Raw genomic sequence first — 22470 nt, forward strand, 5'->3', positions numbered from 1 at the left:
AAAGCGGGTAGGGCATTACGTGCGGTTGATAGGGCTCAGGCGCAGCAAGTGAATACGACGGCTGTCGGCATTCAGGATGCGGAAACGGTACGCGCCGATTTCGGTGATTTCATTACGCTTGGGCAGATGCCCGAACGCATTCATCACCAGACCGCCGACGGTGTCGAATTCGTCATCGGAGAACCCGCTGTCGAAGAACTCGTTGAAGCTCTCGATCGGGGTCAGCGCCTTGACCAGGAAATCGCCACTGGGCAGCGGCTTGATGTAGCTGTCTTCCTCGACGTCGTGCTCGTCTTCGATGTCGCCGACGATTTGCTCGAGCACGTCTTCGATGGTCACCAGGCCCGCCACGCCGCCGTATTCGTCGATGACGATGGCCATGTGATTGTGGTTGGCGCGGAATTCCCGCAACAGCACGTTCAGGCGCTTGGATTCAGGGACGAAGGTCGCCGGGCGCAGCAGGCTTTTCACGTCGCCGCTGCCACCGTCTTCCTTGAGAATCAGCGGCAGCAGGTCCTTGGCGAGCAATACGCCCAGCACGTCATCGTGGCTTTCGCCGATGACCGGGTAGCGCGAGTGCGCCGAATCGATCACGGCTGGCAGGAATTCGCGCGGGGTCTGGCTGGCCTTGATGCTGATCATCTGCGAACGCGGCACCATGATGTCGCGGACCTGCAGGTCGGCGACCTGAATAGCGCCCTCGACGATGGCCAGCGCTTCACTGTCCAGCAGCTTGTTCTGATGGGCTTCGCGCAGCAGCTCCAATAGCTCCTGACGGTTTTTCGGCTCATGGGCAAATGCCTGGGTCAGTTTGCCCAACCATGACTTTTGCCCGTTGCTCGATCGGTCTTCGCTCATAGCCCTTACTCGTGGTCCTTGGCTGATGTTTCTAAATGGGGTGTATCGGAATGCGATGCTTTTGTATGAACAGCTTCGACAGGTTCGTCGTCTGCGTAAGGATCCGGATAGCCAAGTTCTGCAAGCAACTCCCGTTCCAGCGCTTCCATCTCTTCCGCTTCGTCATCATCGATGTGATCGTAGCCCAACAGATGCAGGCAACCATGAATCACCAGATGCGCCCAATGGGCATCCAGTGATTTGCCCTGTTCAGCGGCTTCACGGGTGACTACAGGCACGCAGATGACCAGATCGCCCAACAACGGAATGTCCAGCATCTCGTCGGGGACGTCGGCAGGAAACGACAACACGTTGGTGGCGTAATCCTTGTGCCGCCACGTGTTGTTCAGCTCTCGGCCTTCCGCTTCGTCGACGAGGCGAATGGTCAGTTCCGAGTCAGCCGAACGCTGACGCAGGCCCATTTCACACCAGAGGCGGAACTGGGCTTCGCTCGGGGCGCTGGCCTGACTCGCAAGTTGCAGATCCAGCTCAAGCATCGCGGCGAGTGTCCGGTGAACCGTGGGGAGCGGCCGGATTGTCGGTGCGTTCTTCGTAGCGCTCGTAGGCTTCGACGATGCGCTGCACCAGCGGGTGGCGCACGACGTCCTTGGGCTTGAAGTGGGTGAAGCTGATGCCCGGCACGTCCTTGAGCACTTCAATGACGTGGTTCAGACCGGATTTCGTGCCCTTGGGCAAGTCGATCTGGGTCACGTCACCGGTGATCACGGCCGTGGAGCCGAAGCCGATACGGGTCAGGAACATTTTCATCTGCTCGACGGTGGTGTTCTGACTCTCGTCGAGAATGATGAAGCTATTGTTAAGCGTGCGACCGCGCATGTACGCCAGCGGCGCGACTTCGATCACCTGCTTCTCGATCAGCTTGGCGACGTATTCGAAGCCGAGCATTTCGTACAGCGCGTCATACAGCGGGCGCAGGTACGGGTCGATTTTCTGAGACAGATCGCCGGGCAGGAAGCCGAGCTTTTCGCCCGCTTCTACGGCAGGACGCACCAGCAGAATGCGGCGGATGGTCTCGCGCTCAAGCGCATCCACCGCAGCGGCCACCGCCAGATAGGTCTTGCCGGTACCGGCCGGGCCGATGCCGAAGTTGATGTCGTTGGCGAGGATTTCCTTCACGTACCGCTGCTGATTCAAGCCACGGGGGCGAATCATGCCTTTCTTGGTACGCAAAGCGACGCCGACCTCGGCAGCAGGGTGGTTGTCCAGCTCTTCGACGCCGGATTCCTGCAGAAACAGATGGACCATGTCCGGTGACAGCTCGGTCGCTTTCGTTTCCCGATACAGCCGGCGCAGCAGGTTCTCTGCCGAGGTGGTTTGTTTGCGTTCGCCGATCATCTCGAACTGGCCTCCGCGATTGCGGATCTCGATGTCCAGGCGCTGTTCGATCAAGCGCAGATGCTCGTCGAATTGCCCGCACAGATTGGCGAAGCGGTGAGCCTCGATAGGTTCGAGGCTGAAGCGATGTGGTTCGATAGGTGCGTTCAAAGTGGTTTTGGGCCGCCCGACGGCAATGTGAAGTGACGTGAAGGATAACCCCTGCAGGCAGTGTCCGGAAGGGTTCGCGCACTAATGGGTAAATGAGGTCAGCAGACGCCCGGCAGGATGCCCTTTGGCAGACAGCTCGCCGGGTCCGTGCGCCGAATCTCGGGCCGGTGCAGCCGACGTATGGCGGCTGTCCGGCACCTGATTCAACGCTTTGGCCTGCACGAAAAAATAGACGTGACGATTACATTGGGGCGCTTTTGGCTTATTGCAACAACGACCCGCGGAGCGAGTGGGGTTGGGCGCTGTCGATGTACACGTCGGTGAACTGGCCGATCAGCCGGGGGTTGTCGCAGCGGAAATTGACGATCCGGTTGTTCTCGGTACGGCCCTGCAATTCGCCCGGGTCCTTCTTCGAATAGTCGGTGACCAGAATGCGCTGCACGGTGCCGGCCATCTTGCGGCTGATGTCCAGACCCTGACGGTTGATCAGGTCCTGCAGCTGCTTGAGGCGCTCTTTCTTCACTTCTTCCGACGTGTCATCGGCCAGATCGGCTGCGGGTGTGCCGGGGCGCGCGCTGTAAACGAAGGAGTAGGAGAAATCCATGCCGACGTCTTCCACCAGCTTCATGGTTTGCAGGTGATCCTTCTCGGTTTCGCCCGGGAAGCCGACGATGAAGTCGGAGCTGATGCAGATGTCCGGTACCGCCGCGCGCAGCTTGCGCAGGCGTGACTTGTATTCGAGCACCGTGTGATTGCGTTTCATCGCCGCAAGAATCCGGTCGGAACCTGATTGCACGGGCAAATGCAGATGCTTCACCAGTTCCGGCACTTCGGCGTGGGCCTGAATCAGGCTGTCGGAGAATTCCAGCGGGTGCGAGGTGGTGTAGCGAATGCGGTCGATGCCGTCGATGGCTGCAACCACGCGGATCAATTCGGCCAGATCGGCGAGGCGCCCGTCGTGGGTCGTGCCGCGATAGCCGTTGACGTTCTGGCCCAGCAGGGTCACTTCACGGACGCCGTTTTCGGCCAGATGAAGCACCTCGTTAATGACGTCGTCGAACGGCCGGCTGACTTCCTCGCCACGGGTGTAAGGCACCACGCAGAACGTGCAGTATTTGCTGCAGCCTTCCATGACCGACACATAAGCGCTCGGGCCATCGACACGGGGCTCGGGCAGGTGATCGAATTTTTCGATTTCGGGAAACGAGACGTCAACCTGGGGCAGGCGCGTGATGCGCGCCGCGTCGATCATTTCCGGCAGGCGGTGCAGGGTCTGCGGGCCGAAGACCACGTCGACGTACGGTGCGCGGTCGCGGATGGCCGCGCCTTCCTGACTCGCCACGCAGCCACCGACGGCGATGACCATTTCCGGGTTCGCCAGCTTCAGTTCCCGCCAGCGGCCAAGCTGGGAGTACACCCGATCCTGCGCCCGCTCGCGGATTGAACAGGTGTTGAGCAGGATGACGTCGGCGTCTTCCGCCCGTGCGGTGACTTCCAGTGCTTGATGTTCGCCCAGCAGATCGACCATGCGCGAGCTGTCGTACTCGTTCATCTGGCAGCCGTGGGTTTCGATGTAAAGCTTCTTGGCCATGCGCGGGTTCATCAGGTGATTCAAAGAACCGCGCATTATAGGGATGCGGGCCCCGGCTTCCTAGCGTCGTCTAACCAGCGGCATGCTATAGTTCGCGCCCTTTTCAAAACGCTGACCACTGCCTGCCTGTTATGACCAAACGCGAAGCTCCAATCTACAAGGTGATTTTTCTCAACCAGGGACAGGTGTTCGAGATGTACGCCAAACAGATCTATCAGAGCGATCTGTGGGGTTTTCTGGAAGTGGAAGAATTCGTCTTCGGCGAGCGCACCACCGTGGTGGTCGACCCGAGTGAAGAGAAGCTCAAGGCGCAGTTCGATGGTGTTGTACGCAGCTTCGTGCCGATGCACTCGATCGTGCGGATCGATGAAGTCGAGCGGATGGGCACAGCGAAGATCACCGAGGCGCGTCACACCGGCAACGTCATGCCGTTTCCGATGCCCATGCCGGACAAGTAAACGACGCTCTACAAGTAGCCGATACCGGACAGGCGATCGGCAATAACACCGGGATCAGGGCTTGACGCTGTCGGCAGGGAAGGGCGCGAACGGTGTGCGTCCTTCAGCGGTTTGCAGCTCCAGCAGGTATTTGCGGAAGATCTGCCCGAGCACTTGCGTGGCCACTTCGAGATCCTCGCGCTTCATCTGTGCCGACACTTCATCCGCCTGGTCCAGTGCATCTTCCGAACCGTTGACCGCCGCCATCTTCAGCACGATATACGCCTGAATGTTGTTGGCCTGCACCCCTTCGCCACGAAAGAACATCAAACCCAGCTGGTACTGCGCCTGGGCATGGCCCTGCAACGAAGCTTTTTCGAAATAGTTGAGTGCCTGGGGCAAGTCACGTGGCGCACTTTTGCCCTCGTAATAGAACTCCCCCAACTCGTATTGCGCCTGCGCATCCCCATCCTGAGCCGCCTGCTGACAAGCGGACAACGCTGCTGGCAGGTTGTCTGGCTGGGTATCGAGGGTGCAACGACCCACCGCCGGGATCAACAACGAGTTGCCACCTGCATTAGCCAGCAGGGGATGAAGAAGCAACAGGCAGCCCAATGCAAGGGTGCGGCCGGTGCGATTCATGGAAGTCGACTTACCTCTGAAAAAGGTGCGGGCATGCCCGTCCAGCGAAACGTGCTGGCTGCGCATTATGAAATAAGCGAGGGCAACCTTACAAAGTCTTTACTGATTTTCTGCTGCGCGGGCTTGATAGACCTGAATTCAGGGCGGTTGAGCAGGCCGTAGACACTCGGGCGGCATCCGTTCCGCCCGGTCTGCCGGTCATTTCAGTTGAGCGAACGCCTTTTCTGCCGCGTCCAGCGTCTGCTGCAACTCCGCGTCGCCGTGGGCGATGGAGGTGAAGCCGGCCTCGAAGGCGCTTGGCGCCAGGTAAACGCCGCCTTCCAGCATCAGGTGGAAGAATTGCTTGAAGCGATTGGCGTCGCTGGTCATCACGTCCTGGAAGGTGACGATTTCTTTGGCGTCGCTGAAGTACAGGCCGAACATGCCGCCCGCCTGGGTGGTCACGAACGGGATGCCGGCGGCGTCGGCGCGCTGTTGCAGGCCTTCCAGCAGACGCGTGGTGAACGCAGTCAGTTCGTCGTGGAAACCCGGACGGCTGATCAGGCGCAGGGTCGTCAGACCCGCCGCCATCGCCAGCGGGTTACCCGACAGGGTACCGGCCTGATACACCGGGCCCAGGGGCGCGATGTGCGACATGATTTCGCGCTTGCCGCCGAAACAGCCGACCGGCATGCCGCCGCCGATAATCTTGCCGAAGGTGCTCAGGTCCGGCTTCACGCCGTAGTACGCCTGCGCGCCGCCGAGAGCAACGCGGAAACCGGTCATCACTTCGTCGAAAATCAGCACCACGCCATGTTCGTCGCAGGCCTCGCGCAGGCCTTGCAGGAAACCCGGCGCGGGCGGCACGCAGTTCATGTTGCCCGCCACCGGCTCGACGATGATGCACGCCACTTCCTGGCCAACGTCAGCCAGCATCGTCTTGACCGCGTCGATGTCGTTGAACGGCAGGGTCAGCGTGTGCTTGGCGAACGCCGCCGGTACGCCGGGCGAACTCGGTACGCCCAGGGTCAGCGCGCCCGAACCGGCTTTCACCAGCAGGCTGTCGGAGTGGCCGTGGTAGCAGCCCTCGAATTTGATGATGCTGTCCCGTCCGGTAAAACCGCGGGCCAGACGGATCGCGCTCATGGTCGCTTCGGTGCCGGAGCTGACCATGCGCACCATTTCCATCGACGGCACGATCGAGCAGACCAGATCGGCCATCTCGGTTTCCATCGCCGTCGGCGCGCCGTACGACAGACCGTGTTCCAGCTGCTTGCGCACGGCGTCCAGCACGTCCGGGTGGCTGTGGCCCAGAATCATCGGGCCCCACGAGCCAACGTAATCGACGTAACGCTTGTCGTCTTCATCGGTGACGTAGGCGCCCACCGCGTGCTTGAAGAACAGCGGCGTGCCACCGACGCTTTTGAAGGCGCGGACCGGCGAGTTGACGCCGCCGGGGATGTGTTTCTGGGCGTTGGCGAACAGGGTTTCAGAACGGGACATGATGAGGTCTCTGTTTGAATCGGGAATGAATGAGTGCGTAACCGGCCTGATTCAGAATCAGGCGGGCTTGAACAAATCGTTGAAGGCGCGGGCGCGACGGGTGACTTCCTGGGTGGTTTCCGCGCCGAACAGCCCGTGCACGACGGCCAGCAAGTCGGCGCCATGGGCCACCAGCGGCGCGGCGTTTTCCAGGGTAATCCCGCCGATCACCGCAATGGGCAGATTGATGCGCTTGCGCGCCTGGCTGAGCAGTTCGAGGCTGCAGGTCGGCGCGCCGGGTTTGGTCTGGGAATTGAAAAAGCGGCCGAAGGCGACATAGGTGGCGCCGTCGGCCTTGGCCTTGTCGGCCAGCTCAAGCTGCGCGTGGCAGGTCGCCCCGACAATGGCTTTGTGACCGAGCAGGGCGCGGGCGTCCGGCAGCGAGCCATCGGTTTGCCCCAGATGCACGCCGACACCCAGCCGCGCGGCCACTTCGGCGTCGTCGTTGATGATCAGGCGGGTCTTGTAGCGCTCGCACAGTTTGAGGAGCGCTGAGGCCTCGCGCAGGCGGCGGGTCTCGTCACCGGATTTGTCGCGGTATTGCAGAAGGGTCACACCGCCATCGAGGGCGGCTTCGACGTAAGACAGGAATTTGCCGGCCAATAGCTGGCTGTCGGTCACGGCATACAAGCCACGTAATCTCATCAAGGTGCCTCTTTTTCGTGGCGTTACGAGCAGAAATCCAGCGGCAGGCGGCGCGGAACGAATTGTCCCCGGCCCAGCTGTTCGGCATCGCGCAGCGTGCGCCAAGTGTAGTCCAGCGCCATTTGCACAGCGCCGATCAGGTCCTGACCCTGGGCCAGTCTTCCCGCCAGTGCGCTGGCCAGTGTGCAGCCGGAGCCGTGATAGCTGCCCGGCAGACGCTGACAGGTAAAGGTGCGTGACTGACCGCCGCGGATGTACAGGCGGTTGTGAACTTCGTGCTCATCGCCATGACCGCCGGTAATCAACAGGTGCTCACAGAACGGCAGCAGCTTCTCGGCGCACTCATCGGCCGTGCCTTCAGGCAGCTCAGCCAGAATGCGCGCTTCCGGCAGATTCGGCGTGGCAATAGTCGCCAGAGGCAAAAGACGCTCGCGCATGGCGTAACCCACTTCGTCCTTGCCCAGCCGACCGCCGCCACCGGCACGCAACACCGGGTCGCAGACCATGGGCAGGTGCGGATGCGCCGTCAGCAGTTCGACGACGGTGTCGACCATCTCCAGCGAACCCAGCATGCCCAGCTTCACTGCCGCGACGACGGAATCGTTGAGCACGGCGTTGGCTTGCGCCAGCACCCACTCACGATCCAGCACGCGAAAGTCAGTGACGTTCACGGTGTCTTGAACAGTGAGGGCGGTGATGGCGGGAGCCGCGTGGCAACCCTGGGCGAGCAGGGCTTCGATATCTGCCTGCAAGCCGGCGCCGCCACTGGGGTCGTGACCGGAGAGACAGAGGACAACAGGGCGGGAGCTATAGATATTCATGGTGCGCGAGCTTACCACTAAAGTTTTTGCCGGTGGGACCGGCTTCAGCCGGGAAGACGCCAGTACAAACACCATCAATTTTGCGGCAGGACGCATGCTGTTAGTAGGACCGGCTTCAGCCGGGAAAGCGCCAGTGCAAACACCATCAATTTTGCGGTGAGACATCCGACGCCTTCCCGGCTAAAGCCAGTCCTACAAGGGAACGCTGTGTTTCAGTAGGACCGGCTTCAGCCGGGAAGAGGCAGGTGCGTTCACCATTGATTTTGCAGCGAGACATCCGACGCCTTCCCGGCTAAAGCCAGTCCTACAAGGGAACGCTGTGTTTCAGTAGGACCGGCTTCAGCCGGGAAGGGGCCGGTGCGTTCACCATTGATTTTGCAGCGAGACATCCGACGCCTTCCCGGCTAAAGCCAGTCCTACGGGGGAACGCGGTGTTTTAGTAGGACCGGCTTCAGCCGGGAAGGGGCTGGTGCGTTCACCCTTGATTTTGCAGCGAGACATCTGACGCCTTCCCGGCTAAAGCCAGTCCTACAAGGGAGCGCGGTGTTTTAGTAGGACCGGCTTCAGCCGGGAAAGCGCCAGTGCAAACACCATCAATTTTGCGGTGAGACATCCGACGCCTTCCCGGCTAAAGCCAGTCCTACAAGGGAACGCTGTGTTTCAGTAGGACCGGCTTCAGCCGGGAAGAGGCAGGTGCGTTCACCATTGATTTTGCAGCGAGACATCCGACGCCTTCCCGGCTAAAGCCAGTCCTACAAGGGAACGCTGTGTTTCAGTAGGACCGGCTTCAGCCGGGAAGAGGCAGGTGCGTTCACCATTGATTTTGCAGCGAGACATCCGACGCCTTCCCGGCTAAAGCCAGTCCTACGGGGGAACGCTGTGTTTCAGTAGGACCGGCTTCAGCCGGGAAGGGGCCGGTGCGTTCACCATTGATTTTGCAGCGAGACATCTGACGCCTTCCCGGCTAAAGCCAGTCCTACATGGGAACAAACCCGCCCCGCACAATGCGCAGATTTAGATGGTGTCACCGAGCTATCGGTCGCTATCCTGTGGCGCTTCATACATTCCGCCAGAAGAGTGAATGCAAGTGCGTTGCCCGCTGACCTATTCGACCGATACAGCGGTCGCTCGCAGAATTGCGAAGCCGTGCGATTTGCCCACGGCAGCTCGTGGACTCCATCAGTGCCAAGGCGGTGCCCCATGCGCCTGGTGCTGATTGTCCTGCTCTGCCTGTTGCCGATGTTCGCCAGCGCCGTCGATTTTGATGAAAAGACCCGCAGCCTGGCACTGGGGCGCGACACCCAAGTGTTCGAAGACCCCACCGGCGATGCAACCATCCAGCAAGTCTCGTCCCCCGAGGGCGCCTCACGCTTCCAACCGCTTGCCGGTCAGTCGCTCAACGCCGGGTACTCTCGCTCCGCTTTCTGGCTGAAGGTGCGTCTGACGTATCGCCCCGGCTACCCGCTGGCGTCCGCCGACTGGCTGCTGGAAATGGCCTACCCGCCGATGGACCACGTTGATCTCTACCTCGGCGACGGCGACGCGCGACCCCGTCTCGCTTGGCAGACCGGCGACATGCTGCCGTTTGCCAGCCGGCAGATTAAGCAGAACAACTACGTGTTCGATCTCAACCTGAACGCCCACGAGACCAAGACCGTTTACCTGCGAGTCGCCAGCCACGGCTCGGTGCAGGCGCCGCTCAATCTGTGGGCCAGTCACGCCTATATAGAAGAGCAGCCGTCGCGGCTGTACATCCTCGGCATGATTTACGGCGTGCTGGCGGTGATGCTCGTCTACAACCTGTTCATCTACCTCAGCGTGCGCGACACCGCGTACCTGTATTACATCCTCTACATCACCTTTTTCGGCCTGTATCAGGTGTCAGTTAACGGCGCGGCGATCGAGTATTTCTGGCCGAATAACCCGTGGTGGGCCAATACCTCAACCACCTTCCTCATCGCCGCCGCGATTCTGTTTGCCAGCCAGTTCACCCGTAAATTCCTGCAGACGCCGAGCCTCGGGCGCTGGCTGGACGTGCCGCTGCGGGTGATGATGGTTTGCGCCGCGGTGATCATGGCCCTCGCGTTGAGCATGGATTACGGCGTTGCGCTGCGCCTGGTGACCGGGCTGGTGTTGTTGTTCACGCCCGTCGTGCTGTTGATCGGTCTGGCGGCGTGGTTCAAGGGCCGGCGGGTCGCGCGGTACTTCATCATCGGCTGGTCGGCGTTCCTGATCGGCGGGGTGGTCAACGCGACCATGCTGCTGGGGCATCTGCCCAACACCTTCTGGACCATGTACGCCAGCCAGATCGGTTCGGTGATCGAGGTGGCATTGCTGTCGCTGGCGCTGGCCGACCGCATCAACGCCATGCGCGAGCGCGAGGCGCAGATCATGGCGGAATCGCGACAGGGCCTGGAAACCCTCAACCAGCAACTGGCGGTGAGTAACCGGTTGAAAGACGAGTTTCTCGCCACGCTGACCCATGAGCTGCGCACGCCCATGAACGGCGTGATCGGTTCGCTGGAATTGATGCAGATGGACGTGGCCGAGAGCGAGATCGAGCTGTATCGCCAGACCGCCGCCGATTCGGCGCAAAACATGATGGGCATCGTCAACGGCATCCTCACGCTGACCGAACTGCAAGCCGGTCGGGTCACTGTGCGCAACGAGCCGTTCAGCCTGCGGCATGTGCTGTTCCAGCTGCGCAGTGGCTTCGAGCCGCTGGCCCGCAGCAAGGCGTTGCCGCTGAGTGTGGAGCTGGACGAAACGCTGCCGGACAGCCTTGAAGGTGACAGCGTCAAGTTGCGCCAGTGCCTGGAGTGCCTGCTGGACAACGCGATCAAGTTCACCAAAACCGGTTCGATCAGAATCCGCGTCAACGGCCAGCGCCCAGACGCCGAGCACGTGCGGCTGGTGATCGACGTCATTGACACCGGGATCGGCTTCAGTCGACTGGATGAAGAGACGCTGTACGCCAACTTCTTCCAGGTGGATGGATCGACAACGCGGGAATACGGCGGGCTGGGCATCGGCCTGGCGATTTGCCGACAGTTGATTGAATTGCAGGGCGGGCGCCTGAGCCATCAGTCCGAACCGGGCAATGGCAGCCAGTTCCGCTTGAGCCTGGATGTGCAGATCGCCACGCAATCGGTGTAGGAGCGCCACCCCGGTCACTCCTACAGTTGATCTGTGTCTATTCAAGTAGATTTTGGGCGGTTGCAGCGTGTGATGGTCGCAACGCGTTGGGACTGTAAAGGCTGACCCTTGTAGGAGTGAGCTTGCTCGCGATTGCGGTGTGTCAGATGACTTTTCCGTAACAGACCCACCGCGTTCGCGAGCAAGCTCACTCCTACAGTCGATCCGCGTTCACTCAGGCGTAGCTCAGTCCCTACAGGGCTAATACAAGGCAAAACGGCCGTGATTTCGTCTTCTATGGCGCTGTCGCCGGGGCTGGGTGCGTGATTCACTAGGTCAGCAGCACAACCGCCCCGTGCTGCCCGGACCGGAGTCGCCTCATGGACCAGCCCATCAATCTGCATCAGTTCGCCGAGACCCACGAGGTCACCAATCAGCCGCCTTCTCTGGACGGCACCAACCTGTACCGCATCGACCTGCCGCTGCAAGAGTGGTCGCAACGTTTCGGAGCAGGCTGGGCACGGGACCGAATCGACGCCTACGGCGCGCTGGCCGGCGGCCCGTTGATGGAAGCGGGTTTTCTCGCCAACCAGAACAAGCCGGTGTTCGCCAGCCATGATCGCTACGGCCATCGCATCGATCTGGTGGAGTTTCATCCTGCGTATCACCAACTGATGCAAACCGCCGTCGAGCACGGCATCCCGTCGCTGCCGTGGACCGATCCCGGGGAAGGTGCCCACGTCGCCCGCGCGGCGATGAGCTATCTGCACACCCAGGCCGAAGCCGGCAGCGGTTGTCCGCTGACCATGACCTTCGCCAGCGTCCCGGCCCTGCGCCTTCAACCGGACCTGGCCGAGATCTGGCTGCCGAAGATCTTCGCCACCCACTACGACCCGCGCAACGTCGGCATCGCGCACAAGGCGGGCGCCACCATCGGCATGGCAATGACCGAGAAACAGGGCGGCACCGACGTCCGCGCCAACACCACGCGGGCCTATCCGGTGGGCCAGCCCGGGCCCGGTCAGGCGTATGAGCTGGTCGGGCACAAATGGTTTTGTTCGGCGCCCATGTGCGACGCTTTTCTCACTCTGGCGCAGACCGACAGGGGCCTCACCTGTTTCCTGCTGCCGCGCCATCGCCCGGACGACACCCGCAACGCGTTCTACATACAGCGGCTGAAGAACAAACTGGGTAACTGGTCCAACGCCTCCAGCGAAGTGGAATTCCGCGGCGCCCTGGCGTGGATGGTGGGCGAGGAGGGGCGCGGCGTGCCGACCATCATCGAAATGGTGGCGATGACTCGCTTCGATTGCATGACCGGTTCCAGCGCGCTGATGCGTCAGGCCCTGACCCAGGCCGCGCACCATTGTGCCCACCGCAGCGTCAGCGGTCGCTTGCTCAGTGAACAGCCGCTCATGCAAAACGTGCTCGCCGATCTGGCGCTGGAAAGCGAAGCGGCCCTCGCACTGACCCTGCGCATGGGACGCTCGCTGGAGCGTCTGGACGACGGCCACGAAGCCCGTTTCGCACGACTGGTGACGGCGGTGGGCAAGTACTGGATCTGCAAGCGCGCGCCGGCGATGATCAACGAAGCGGCGGAATGCATGGGCGGCGCAGGCTATGTGGAGGACACCATTCTGCCGCGCCTTTACCGTGAGGCGCCGGTCAATTCGACGTGGGAAGGTTCCGGCAATGTGCAGTGCCTGGACGTCCTGCGGGCGTTGTCCAAAGAGCCTGGCGTGCTGGATGCGCTGTTCGATGAGCTTGGCGACGGTCATGGCGACACGCGTCTGGCCGCGCATATTCATGGCTTGAAAAAGGCTTTTCAGGACCCCGGCGACATCCAGTACCGCGCCCGGCAACTGACCGAAGACATCGCCGTTGCGTTGCAGGCAAAGCTGCTGCTGGAAGCGGGCAATGCCGTGGTCAGCGACGGGTTTATTGCCGGACGCCTTGAGCGGCCGGGACGCGTCTACGGCGCCTTGCCGCGCGGGGTGGATGTTCAGGCGCTGGTCGCGCGGTCATCGCCGCAGCTATAACGCGTCCATTGCCGCGTCTGCCACAGGCAACTCGTGCCTTCGTCATCTGTTGCAGGCAAGATATGCGCTTGCAAGATAAGAAGGATATGCATCGTGACCGAAGCTTTCATTGTCGTAGAAACTGCCGAACACGCCGTGGACCGGCTCGCTGAGCTGCACGCACGGGCAACCACCGCCTTGAGCCAGGCGCTCAAGCGCTACCTGAAAGACCGCGTCGAACCGACTGCCGCCGAGCGTCTGACGTTTCGCTACCCCGAACTGCGTCTGACCTATCACTGCCAGGGCGAAGTGCCGCTGACCACCCGCGCCTACGCCAAGGTTCAGCTGCCGGGCACCTACAGCGTCACCGTCACCCACCCGGCGGCGTTCCGCAAATATTTGCTCGAACAGCTTGTGCCGTTGATGAACGACTTCACCGTGACGGTGGAAGTGGGCGTCAGCGAACAGAACATTCCGTACCCCTACGTGGTCGAGCAGGGCGATGAGCTGGCCGGTACCGGCGTCACCGCCGCGACCCTTGCGCGTGTCTTCCCGAGCACCGATTTGTCGGCGGCCACCGATGGCATCGCCGACGGTCTGTACGACTGGGCCAACACCGATCCGCTGCCGCTCGCGCTGTTCGACGCCGCCCGGGTGGATTTCTCGCTGCGCCGTCTGGTGCATTACACCGGCAGCGACTGGCGCCATGTTCAGCCGTGGATCCTGCTGACCAACTACCACCGCTACGTCGACCAGTTCATCGTGCATGGCCTGGAAAAACTGCGCGACGACCCGCGCTTCGTGAAGATGGTCCTGCCGGGCAACGTTGTTGTCGACAAGAGCATGGATTACGGCGAAGCCCAGGCCATCGTCTCCGGCGTGGTCTGGCACCGTTACCAGATGCCGGCGTACCACCTGATCGCCGAAGACGGCCATGGCGTGACATTGGTCAACATCGGCGTTGGCCCCTCCAACGCCAAGAACATCACCGATCACCTCGCGGTATTGCGTCCGCATTGCTGGCTGATGATTGGTCACTGCGGCGGCCTGCGTCAGTCGCAGACCATCGGTGACTACGTCCTCGCCCACGCCTACATGCGTCGCGACGGCATTCTTGACCGCGTGCTGCCGCCGAATATCCCGATCCCGGCCCTGGCCGAGGTGCAGTTGGCGTTGCAGGAATCAGCCGCGCAAGTTACCGGCGAACGCGGCGACGATTTGAAGAAGCGTCTGCGCACCGGCACCGTCCTGACTTACGACGATCGCAACTGGGAACTGCGCTGGGCTCAGGAGCGGCCGCTGATCAACCTGTCTCGCGCCGTGGCGGTGGACATGGAAAGCGGCACCATCGCTGCCCAGGGTTATCGCCTGCGGGTGCCTTACGGGACCTTGCTCTGTGTCTCGGACAAACCGCTGCACAGCGAGATCAAGCTGCCGGGTTCGGCCAACGCATTTTACGAGCGTGCGGTCACCCAGCATTTGAAGATCGGCATCGCCGCGCTGGACTTGATGCGCACGCAGCTCAACTCGCTGCATTCGCGCAAGCTGCGCAGCTTCGACGAACCGCCGTTCCGCTAAGGGCTCCGTTAAGGCGTTAGGCGTTCAACGAAAGGGCCACTAAAGTGGCCCTTTCTGTTTAGTGGTCTCTTCCGTTTCCGTCATCTTTACCGGTTTCCCATGCCCCGCAATCAACGTCCTGATCCCCGCCGTCCTTCGCATGATCGCACGGGCGCGCCCCGGCGTGTCGCCAAAGCGCCGCCCGCCGAGCCTCGGCTGATTCTGTTTAACAAGCCTTTTGATGTGCTGACCCAGTTCAGCGATGGCGAAGGCCGGGCGACGCTCAAGGATTTCATCGAGATCCCTGGCATCTACCCGGCCGGTCGCCTGGACCGCGACAGCGAAGGCTTGCTGCTGCTGACCAACGACGGCCAGTTGCAAGCGCGCATCGCTGACCCCAAGCACAAGCTGGCGAAAACCTACTGGGTGCAAGTGGAAGGCGAGCCGACGGAAGAGCAACTGCAAAAGCTACGTGACGGCGTCGAGCTGAACGACGGCCCGACCTTGCCTGCCCAGGCCCGGCAACTGGACGAGCCGGAACTGTGGCCGCGCAACCCGCCGGTGCGATTTCGCAAAAGCGTGCCGACGAGTTGGCTGGAGTTGGTGATCAAAGAAGGACGCAACCGCCAGGTGCGCAGGATGACCGCAGCGGTCGGCCTGCCGACGTTGCGACTGGTGCGCGTGCGGATTGGCGACTGGTGCCTTGATGGGCTGGATCAGGGGCAGTGGCGGGAAGTGCCGGCGAAGCTTTGAGTAAAAACGACAGGCCGTCGCGAAGCAAACGCAACCCCTGTGGGAGTCGAGCTTGCTCGCGAAGACTGCGTTACAGCCGCTGAAGACTTAGCGGCTGTACCCGCCTCTTCGCGAGCAAGGTGGATCGCCACCCCGGTCGCTCCCACAAAAACCCTGTACCTGCGCGGACGCGCTTCACCCACGCAAATGCACCAGTGGCAATTCGGTGCTTGCCAGTACCTGATTGAGCACGAAGCTGGAGCGCACGCTGGTCACGCCGTCGATGCGGGTCAGGTGGCCGAGCAGAAATTTCTGGTAGTGATCCATGTCCGGGACGACCACCTTCAACTGGTAGTCGGCGTCGATACCGGTGACCAGGCTGCATTCCAGCACCTGCGGCAGGTTGCGGATGTGGTGCTCGAAATTCTCGAAGCGGTCGGGCGTATGGCGGTCCATGCCGATCAGCACGTAGGCCGTCAGGCTAAGGCCCAGCTTCTTGCGGTCCAGCAGCGCGACCTGCCCCACGATATAACCATCGTCTTCCAGCTGCTTGACGCGACGCGAGCAGGGTGAAGGCGACAGGCCAATGCGCTCGGCCAGCTCCTGATTGGAAATGCGCGCGTCCTTTTGCAGTTCGGCCAAAATACTCAAGTCATATCTGTCGAGCTTGCTCACCATAAGCGCCTTTATTGAATGGATTGCGCAGGATTATTAATCTGAAGTGAATTATTGCGCAAGTGGCGTTTTCATCAGCAATATTCGCAATCCTGTGTCGTCTCCCAAAGCCTATTCTTTTAACCAGAATCACTGCCCGGACACAGCGTCCAGCGCGGCCCGCCGAATCAGGCCAGCCGCGGTCTCCAACCCGACAGGGTTGAGCAGGCCACCGGGCTACGCACTGTCCAGAAGACGATGCGAGGTGAGCCGACGTCAAAAGCGTCGAGCCAGGACGAAGCATTCCAGAGAGGGCCATTGAGCCCTCTTTTTTTGTGCCTGCCTTTCAGCTCAGGCCGCAGTGGTGCTTCTACAGTTTCATCCGCCACGCTGATAGAGTGCGGCGAACGGCGCACCCGACTAGCAGTCCTATCAACAGGTATCCGCGCCGCAGTGAGGAAAGCATGAACACGCGCATCTGGCGTTTGGCAGGTGTCAGTCTCTTGGCCTTGAGCATCGGTGCTCAGGTGTGGGCCGACGACAATAATCAGCAGCAACAGCAACAGCAACAGCAACAACAGCAGCAGCGCCAACAGCAACAGCGCGGGTTCGAGATGCAGCGTCAGCAGCAGGAGAAGCAGCGCGGATTTGCCGACGATCAGCAGCGTCAGCAGCAACGCCAACAGCAGGCGCAGCAGCAGCAACAACAGCAGCAGCGGCAGCAGGAGCAGCTGCAGCAAAACCGCCAGATTCAGCAGAACCAGCAAGAGCGCGCCAATCAGCAGCGCCAGCAGCAGGAACGCGAGCGCGACCTGCGCGACGATCAACGCCAACAGCAGCAACAGCAACAGCAACAGCAGCGCCAGCAACAGCAGGATCAGCAACGACGCCAGCAAGAGCAGCAGCAACAACAGCGTCAGTTGCAGGATCGCCAAGGCGGCCTGCCGATTCAGGGTCGGCCGGACACAGTGGTTCAGACCCAGGAGCCGCGGCAGGGCTTCTACCGCGACCAGCCCCGAGACAACCGCTGGCGCGACGGCGACCGTCGTCCTGATAACGGTAACTGGCAGCCCGGCCGTCCCGGTGGTCATGGCGATGGTTGGGGTTCGGGCCCGCGCTATCGCCCGGGTTACGAAATCGATCGCATGCCGGGCGGGTATTCCCGCGTGCCGTATCGCGGCGGGGACTACTTCTACTCAGGCGGCTACTGGTATCGCCCACAGGGCCCGCGTTATGTGGTCGTCCAGCCCCCACGGGGTGTCCGCGTGCGCTATCTGCCTGACTACGCTCAACAGGTCTGGCTTGGTAGCGCGCTGTTCTTCGTCGCCGCCGGCACCTATTACACCTACGAGCAGAACACCCAGGAATATGTGGTCGCCGAGCCTCCTCAGAACGTCGAACCGGTGTACTCGCCGCAGCAGCAGCCGCAGCAGCCGCAGCAGCCGCAGCAGCCGCAGCAGCCGCAGCCCGTTCAGCAGGCCGCGAATCCCTATGACGTTGTCGCCTATCCGCCCGAAGGCAAGCCGCAACAGGAAATCGAACAGGACCGCTACGACTGCTACCGCTACGCCGTGCAGCAGAGCAATTTCGACCCGGCAGGCGCGGCCTATCAGCCGGCACCGGAAGTGCTGGGTGTCTACCGTCAGGCGATGGCCAGTTGTTATGCAGGGCGGGGGTATAGCATTCAGCAGTGAGTGCGGGATGTAGCCTGGGATGCACAATGCGCAGCGCACTGTTTTTGTAGGACCGGCTTCAGCCGGGAAGAGGCCTGCACCAACACCCTCAATTTCACGGCTTGTCGTCTGACGCCTTCCCGGCTAAAGCCAGTCCCACTAACTGCACGCGGTCAGTAGGACCGGCTTCAGCCGGGAAGAGGCCAGTGCGAGCGCCATCAGATTTGCGGTATGACACCAGATGCCTTCCCGGCTAAAGCCGGTCCTACCACCGTCTCAATTCAAAACCGGTCCATCCTCACGCCCCACCACTTCCTGCGGATCCGCGTGCACCAGCACTTCGGCCTTGGGGAATTCGTCCTGAATCGCCGCTTCCACCCGCTCGCACAAATCGTGCGCCACCGACAGCGTCAGCGTGCCCGGCAACTCCAGGTGCAGCTGCACAAACCAGTGATTGCCCGAAATCCGCGTGCGCAGGTCGTGGGCACCCAGCACACCCGGCACGCCCTGGGCCAGCTCGAGCATTTTTGCGCTGACATCGACAGGCAGCTCAGCGTCCATCAGCACTGACACCGTTTCTCGGGCAATGGAAATCGCGCTCCACAAAATGTAGAACGCGATGGCCAGACCGAAATAAGCGTCCAGCTGGGAGTAGCCGAAATAGGCCAAGCCCAGCGCCAGCATGATGCTGAAGTTGAGCAACAGGTCAGAGCGATAATGCAGGGAATCGGCGCGGATCGCCGCCGAACCGGTTGCCTTCACCACGCGGTGCTGCAACATCAGCAAGGCAATCGTCAGACCAATCGACAACATCATCACCAGCAAACCCAACCCGGGAGCGCCGAGGGGCTGCGGGTGCTGGATGCGATCGACCGCCTGAAAGCCGATCAAAAACGCACTTACTGCGATGAACAGCGCCTGGGCCATGCCCGACAACGCCTCGGCCTTGCCGTGGCCATAGCGATGATCATCGTCGGCGGGACGCAGCGCGTAATGCACGGCCAGCAGATTGAGGAAAGACGCCGCGCCGTCGAGCATCGAGTCCGTAAGGCCGGCCAGCAGACTCACTGAGCCGCTGAGCCACCACGCAACCGCTTTGGCAACGATCAGAATGCTCGCCACGGCAAGCGAGGCGCGGGTTGCCAGACGCAATAAGCGGGCGTGTTCGGGACTGGTGCTCATGGCGCTTCCTTTAAATCACAGACTCAAGCGGACGGTACAAGGCCCAGGGAGGCAAGCTGCTGGGTGCTGCCTTTGTGCTGGATCAGACGAGGATCATCCAGCGGCAGGGTACGGCCGAGCTCTGTTTGAATGATGGCTTGCAGCTTGGCGTTGTCGACGGTGCCGTCAGTGCGCACCGCCGGTTCAAGCTTTTGCGGATCGATCTGAGCGTGAGTGCCGCCTGGCAGATAGATCGCGCCAGTGGCGAAGTCCACGCCGAACGCGATCACGCCGGGAATGATGTAGAACAACAGGCCGATGGCGTCGAGTATCACGATCGCCGGGTCCATTCGCCCGCTGCCCTGAATCTGGCCGCGACGATCCGGGTAGAAAATACTGCCGCAGGCAGTCAGTTGCGTCAGCAGGGTGGCGACCAGAACACCGCCAATCAAACGGGATGGAATGCGCATGGGGATCTCCTCAGAAGAAGGCGCAACTATACAAGGCAAATGCCTAATCAATAAGAGTATCCGTGTGGGAAGAAAGTTGGTTGAAGGCAGATGAGCGAAAGCTGATTTCGAGCTGGATTCCGCGCCTGTTCAGGATCCATTAAGCAGGTCATGGGCGAGGGCATCGATTTCGAGAATTCGCCGGCGAGGGTTCTGTGATAAATTTGCGTCGCTGCCCTAGCACCTCCACTCCCGGGCTTTTGAAACGGTGATGAGACTAGGTTAAGTTGTGGCCCCGCTTGCGGGGCTTCCTTGTTTCTGGCGTTTGAGAATCGGCAGCACGCTGTTCTCTGGCGGCCTTCGCAAACGCATCCCCACACAGGCTGGGGGCCTGCGATGCTCGTGGGTATACTCCCCGGCTGATCTGGGAGCCACCATGAATTCTTTGCCCATCGATGCCGTTCTCCCTGCCTTGCGCCAGGCCCTTGCCGACCGGGATGAGGCCGTGCTCGAAGCGCCGCCGGGCGCGGGCAAGACCACCCGGGTGCCGCTGGCGCTTTTGCACGAGTCGTGGCTGGCCGGGCAGACGATCCTGATGCTTGAGCCCCGGCGTCTGGCTGCTCGTGCTGCTGCTGAAAGACTGGCGAGCGAGCTGGGAGAAGGCGTCGGCGAGACGGTGGGTTATCGAATTCGCCTGGACAGCAAAGTCGGCCCCAATACCCGCATTGAAGTGGTCACCGAGGGCATTCTCACCCGGCGCTTGCAGGAGGACCCTTCGCTGGAAGGTGTCGGTCTCCTGATCTTCGACGAATTTCATGAAAGAAGCCTCGACGCCGATCTCGCGCTGGCGCTAAGCCTGAACGGTCGCGCGCTGTTTCGTGACGAGCAGCCGCTGAAGATTCTGCTGATGTCGGCGACGCTCGAAGGCGCGCGGCTGTCGAGCTTGCTCAACGATGCGCCGGTGATCAGCAGCGAAGGGCGCATGTTTCCGGTGTCGATGCAGTGGGGGCGGCCGTTTCAGCCGGGGGAGTTCATCGAGCCGCGGGTGGTGCAGACCGTGCTCGATGCGCTGGGCAGCGAGTCCGGCAGCGTGCTGGTTTTCCTGCCGGGGCAGGCCGAAATCCGTCGGGTCAATCAGCAGCTGATTGAAGCGGTCGGCGATCGCAGCGACGTGCTGCTGTGTCCGCTGCATGGCGAGCTCGACCTGAGCGCTCAGCGCGCGGCAATCGAACCCGCGCCCAAGGGCAAACGCAAAGTCGTGCTGGCCACCAACATCGCCGAGACCAGCCTGACCATTGATGGCGTGCGGGTGGTCATCGACGCGGGGCTGGCGCGGGTGCCGCGTTTCGATCCCGGCAGCGGCATGACGCGCCTCGACACCCAGCGGATTTCCCGGGCCAGCGCCACTCAGCGGGCGGGTCGGGCAGGGCGGCTTGAGCCGGGCGTCTGTTATCGGCTGTGGTCCGAGGCTCAGCACGATCAATTGGCGGCCTACGGCGCGGCGGAAATCCTTCAGGCCGACCTCGCCGGCCTGGCGTTGCAACTGGCGCGGTGGGGCGTCGAACCGGCGCAGCTGACGTGGCTGGACCTGCCGCCTGCCGCCGCGTACGCCCAGGCGCAAGACCTGCTGGCTCGGCTGGGCGCTCTGACGCGCAAGCCGGGCGAAGACTGGAAACTCACCCCTCACGGCCAGTCGATGGCGGAGGTGCCCGCGCATCCACGCATCGCCCATTTGCTGCTGCGCGGTCATGAATTGGGCCTGGGCCCGCTGGCGTGCGATGTCGCTGCATTGCTGGGCGAGCGCGACATTCTGCGCGGCGCCGGTGCCGATCTGCACAGTCGGCTCACGTTGCTGGCGGGGGCAGAACGCGCCGCGAAAGGCGCACAGGGCGGCGTGCAGCGAGCGCGGCAGTTGTCCCGCCAATATCGGGGTTATCTGAGGGGCGCGGCCCGGAAACCGGTCGTCGATCCTGATCACCCGCGCTGGCTCGGCGCGCTGCTGGCGCTGGCCTATCCCGATCGCGTCGCACAACAACGCCGTGCTGGCGGCGCGGAGTATCGACTCGCCAACGGACGTGCCGCCTTGTTCGCCGAGCCAGACGCATTGATGAAACAGCCGTGGCTGGTGGTGGCTGACCTGGGCAGCCGCCAGGGCCAGCGCGAGGAGCGTATTTATCTGGCCGCCGAGTTCGATCCCGACCTGTTCGACACAGTGCTCGCCGAACAGGTGACGCAGTTCGATCAACTGGATTGGGACGAGCGCGAGGGCGTATTCCGCGCCGAACGTCAGCGCAAGGCCGGTGAACTGATCATCAGCCGCGAGCCGCTCACCGGGCTGGACGATTCAGCACGGGGGCAGGCGTTGCTGGCGCTGGTGCGGCGCAAAGGGCTGGAGCTGCTGCCATGGACACCGGAGCTGCGCCAGTGGCAGGCGCGAGTCGGCCTGTTGCGTCAGATGGATCTCCAAAAGCTGAGCGAAAGCGAGTGGCCGGACGTGAGCAACGATGGCTTGCTGGCGACGCTGGAGCACTGGTTGCTGCCGTACCTGGGCAAGGTCACGCGACTGAGCCACTTTGGCAATCTGGACCTGTCATCGATTCTCCACAACCTGCTGCCATGGCCCTTGCCCCAGCGGCTGGACGAGCTGGCGCCGCACCACCTGACCGTGCCGTCGGGTTCATCGGTGCGCCTGGATTACAGCGAGTCCCCGCCCATTCTGGCGGTGCGCCTGCAGGAACTCTTCGGCCTGGCCGATACCCCGCGCATCGCCAACGGCCGGCAGATCGTCAAGCTGCACCTGCTGTCCCCCGCACGCCGCCCGGTGCAAGTCACCCAGGACCTCGCCAACTTCTGGCGCAGCACCTATGCCGAGGTGAAGAAGGATTTGAAAGGCCGTTACCCGAAGCACTATTGGCCGGACGATCCGTTGATCGCCGAACCGACCGCGCGGGTGAAGCCGAGGAAGTGATCGGCTGCACAAAGGCATGACCCCGAGCGGATCAAAAAAAACTTCAGCAGTCATGTGAGGTAA

At 61.9% G+C, this 22470-nt stretch carries 18 protein-coding genes; 7 read left to right on the top strand and 11 right to left on the bottom strand.

The genetic code is table 11. From position 1 onward, the window contains the following. Nucleotides 1-15: 15 nt before the first annotated feature. The 4 genes from M1E04_RS03035 to miaB form a co-directional block, all read right to left on the bottom strand. The gene (locus M1E04_RS03035) at nucleotides 16-858 is read right to left on the bottom strand and encodes an HlyC/CorC family transporter (RefSeq protein ID WP_065988361.1); all 843 of its coding nucleotides are present in this window, start codon (nucleotides 856-858) and stop codon (nucleotides 16-18) included. A 5-nt stretch (nucleotides 859-863) separates the two neighbouring features. Beyond that, entirely contained in the window at nucleotides 864-1394 is a 531-nt protein-coding gene (gene ybeY / locus M1E04_RS03040) for an rRNA maturation RNase YbeY (RefSeq protein WP_410929861.1), read from the bottom strand. After that, the gene (locus tag M1E04_RS03045) at nucleotides 1387-2403 is read right to left on the bottom strand and encodes a PhoH family protein (protein ID WP_065988359.1); all 1017 of its coding nucleotides are present in this window, start codon (nucleotides 2401-2403) and stop codon (nucleotides 1387-1389) included. Before M1E04_RS03045 ends, ybeY begins: the two co-directional genes overlap by 8 nt. 262 nt (nucleotides 2404-2665) lie before the next feature. After that, entirely contained in the window at nucleotides 2666-3994 is a 1329-nt protein-coding gene (miaB, locus tag M1E04_RS03050) for a tRNA (N6-isopentenyl adenosine(37)-C2)-methylthiotransferase MiaB (protein WP_172609812.1), read from the bottom strand. A gap of 131 nt (nucleotides 3995-4125) precedes the next feature. Between miaB and M1E04_RS03055 the strand changes: the two genes are divergently transcribed. After that, on the top strand, nucleotides 4126-4452 hold the full coding sequence (locus M1E04_RS03055; protein WP_065988358.1) for a DUF1820 family protein: 327 nt from the start codon (nucleotides 4126-4128) through the stop codon (nucleotides 4450-4452). Nucleotides 4453-4506: 54 nt separating this feature from the next. Here the strand turns inward: M1E04_RS03055 and M1E04_RS03060 are convergent, their stop codons facing one another. The 4 genes from M1E04_RS03060 to M1E04_RS03075 all read right to left on the bottom strand — a co-directional run bounded on the left by M1E04_RS03060 (nucleotide 4507) and on the right by M1E04_RS03075 (nucleotide 8060). Beyond that, nucleotides 4507-5073, bottom strand: a complete 567-nt coding sequence (locus tag M1E04_RS03060; RefSeq protein ID WP_065988476.1) for a tetratricopeptide repeat protein — start codon at nucleotides 5071-5073, stop codon at nucleotides 4507-4509. A gap of 198 nt (nucleotides 5074-5271) precedes the next feature. After that, a complete protein-coding gene (hemL, locus tag M1E04_RS03065; protein ID WP_065988357.1) occupies nucleotides 5272-6555 on the bottom strand; it encodes a glutamate-1-semialdehyde 2,1-aminomutase in 1284 nt (427 codons plus the stop codon). A gap of 57 nt (nucleotides 6556-6612) precedes the next feature. Further along, nucleotides 6613-7239 (bottom strand): thiamine phosphate synthase, encoded by a 627-nt coding sequence (gene thiE / locus M1E04_RS03070; protein ID WP_456292369.1) that lies wholly within the window; start codon nucleotides 7237-7239, stop codon nucleotides 6613-6615. A 23-nt stretch (nucleotides 7240-7262) separates the two neighbouring features. After that, nucleotides 7263-8060, bottom strand: a complete 798-nt coding sequence (locus tag M1E04_RS03075) for a hydroxymethylpyrimidine/phosphomethylpyrimidine kinase (RefSeq protein ID WP_065988475.1) — start codon at nucleotides 8058-8060, stop codon at nucleotides 7263-7265. Nucleotides 8061-9260: 1200 nt separating this feature from the next. On the opposite strand from M1E04_RS03075, the gene M1E04_RS03080 reads away from it, so the two are divergent. From M1E04_RS03080 to M1E04_RS03095, 4 genes are all read left to right on the top strand, one after another. Next, on the top strand, nucleotides 9261-11216 hold the full coding sequence (locus M1E04_RS03080; RefSeq protein WP_456292370.1) for a sensor histidine kinase: 1956 nt from the start codon (nucleotides 9261-9263) through the stop codon (nucleotides 11214-11216). 371 nt (nucleotides 11217-11587) lie between these two features. Then, a complete protein-coding gene (locus M1E04_RS03085) occupies nucleotides 11588-13234 on the top strand; it encodes an acyl-CoA dehydrogenase family protein (protein WP_456293140.1) in 1647 nt (548 codons plus the stop codon). Between the two features lie 93 nt (nucleotides 13235-13327). Further along, nucleotides 13328-14791: an AMP nucleosidase gene (amn, locus tag M1E04_RS03090; protein WP_065988354.1), complete on the top strand. Its 1464-nt coding sequence runs from the start codon at nucleotides 13328-13330 to the stop codon at nucleotides 14789-14791. Nucleotides 14792-14890: 99 nt separating this feature from the next. Further along, complete coding sequence (locus tag M1E04_RS03095; RefSeq protein WP_456292371.1) at nucleotides 14891-15523, top strand: pseudouridine synthase; 633 nt, start codon at nucleotides 14891-14893, stop codon at nucleotides 15521-15523. Between the two features lie 174 nt (nucleotides 15524-15697). On the opposite strand, the gene M1E04_RS03100 is transcribed toward M1E04_RS03095, so the two are convergent. Then, on the bottom strand, nucleotides 15698-16177 hold the full coding sequence (locus M1E04_RS03100) for an Lrp/AsnC family transcriptional regulator (RefSeq protein WP_065988473.1): 480 nt from the start codon (nucleotides 16175-16177) through the stop codon (nucleotides 15698-15700). Nucleotides 16178-16620: 443 nt separating this feature from the next. On the opposite strand from M1E04_RS03100, the gene M1E04_RS03105 reads away from it, so the two are divergent. Next, nucleotides 16621-17850, top strand: a complete 1230-nt coding sequence (locus tag M1E04_RS03105; RefSeq protein ID WP_456292372.1) for a DUF6515 family protein — start codon at nucleotides 16621-16623, stop codon at nucleotides 17848-17850. Nucleotides 17851-18105: 255 nt separating this feature from the next. Here M1E04_RS03105 and M1E04_RS03110 read toward each other — a convergent pair whose 3' ends face one another. Beyond that, nucleotides 18106-19011, bottom strand: coding sequence for a cation diffusion facilitator family transporter (locus M1E04_RS03110; RefSeq protein ID WP_369320127.1), 906 nt, complete (start codon nucleotides 19009-19011; stop codon nucleotides 18106-18108). Between the two features lie 23 nt (nucleotides 19012-19034). After that, nucleotides 19035-19460 carry a polyribonucleotide nucleotidyltransferase gene (locus M1E04_RS03115; protein WP_065988349.1) on the bottom strand — a complete coding sequence of 142 codons (426 nt, stop codon included), beginning with the start codon at nucleotides 19458-19460 and terminating at the stop codon, nucleotides 19035-19037. A gap of 415 nt (nucleotides 19461-19875) precedes the next feature. Here M1E04_RS03115 and hrpB point away from each other — a divergent pair, with 415 nt between their 5' ends. Further along, the gene (gene hrpB / locus M1E04_RS03120) at nucleotides 19876-22407 is read left to right on the top strand and encodes an ATP-dependent helicase HrpB (protein ID WP_456292373.1); all 2532 of its coding nucleotides are present in this window, start codon (nucleotides 19876-19878) and stop codon (nucleotides 22405-22407) included. The last annotated feature ends 63 nt before the right edge of the window (nucleotides 22408-22470 follow it).

It is taken from the genome of Pseudomonas sp. AK106, from assembly GCF_053903055.1.

Bases quoted from the DNA above. Each gene is read 5' to 3' on its own strand.
- M1E04_RS03060 (WP_065988476.1), bottom strand. From the start codon at position 5,073: ATGAATCGCACCGGCCGCACCCTTGCATTGGGCTGCCTGTTGCTTCTT.
- hrpB (WP_456292373.1), top strand. From the start codon at position 19,876: ATGAATTCTTTGCCCATCGATGCCGTTCTCCCTGCCTTGCGCCAGGCC.
- M1E04_RS03035 (WP_065988361.1), bottom strand. From the start codon at position 858: ATGAGCGAAGACCGATCGAGCAACGGGCAAAAGTCATGGTTGGGCAAA.
- M1E04_RS03080 (WP_456292370.1), top strand. From the start codon at position 9,261: ATGCGCCTGGTGCTGATTGTCCTGCTCTGCCTGTTGCCGATGTTCGCC.
- ybeY (WP_410929861.1), bottom strand. From the start codon at position 1,394: ATGCTTGAGCTGGATCTGCAACTTGCGAGTCAGGCCAGCGCCCCGAGC.
- M1E04_RS03105 (WP_456292372.1), top strand. From the start codon at position 16,621: ATGAACACGCGCATCTGGCGTTTGGCAGGTGTCAGTCTCTTGGCCTTG.
- M1E04_RS03075 (WP_065988475.1), bottom strand. From the start codon at position 8,060: ATGAATATCTATAGCTCCCGCCCTGTTGTCCTCTGTCTCTCCGGTCAC.
- thiE (WP_456292369.1), bottom strand. From the start codon at position 7,239: ATGAGATTACGTGGCTTGTATGCCGTGACCGACAGCCAGCTATTGGCC.
- M1E04_RS03055 (WP_065988358.1), top strand. From the start codon at position 4,126: ATGACCAAACGCGAAGCTCCAATCTACAAGGTGATTTTTCTCAACCAG.
- hemL (WP_065988357.1), bottom strand. From the start codon at position 6,555: ATGTCCCGTTCTGAAACCCTGTTCGCCAACGCCCAGAAACACATCCCC.
- M1E04_RS03095 (WP_456292371.1), top strand. From the start codon at position 14,891: ATGCCCCGCAATCAACGTCCTGATCCCCGCCGTCCTTCGCATGATCGC.
- M1E04_RS03115 (WP_065988349.1), bottom strand. From the start codon at position 19,460: ATGCGCATTCCATCCCGTTTGATTGGCGGTGTTCTGGTCGCCACCCTG.
- M1E04_RS03110 (WP_369320127.1), bottom strand. From the start codon at position 19,011: ATGAGCACCAGTCCCGAACACGCCCGCTTATTGCGTCTGGCAACCCGC.
- miaB (WP_172609812.1), bottom strand. From the start codon at position 3,994: ATGGCCAAGAAGCTTTACATCGAAACCCACGGCTGCCAGATGAACGAG.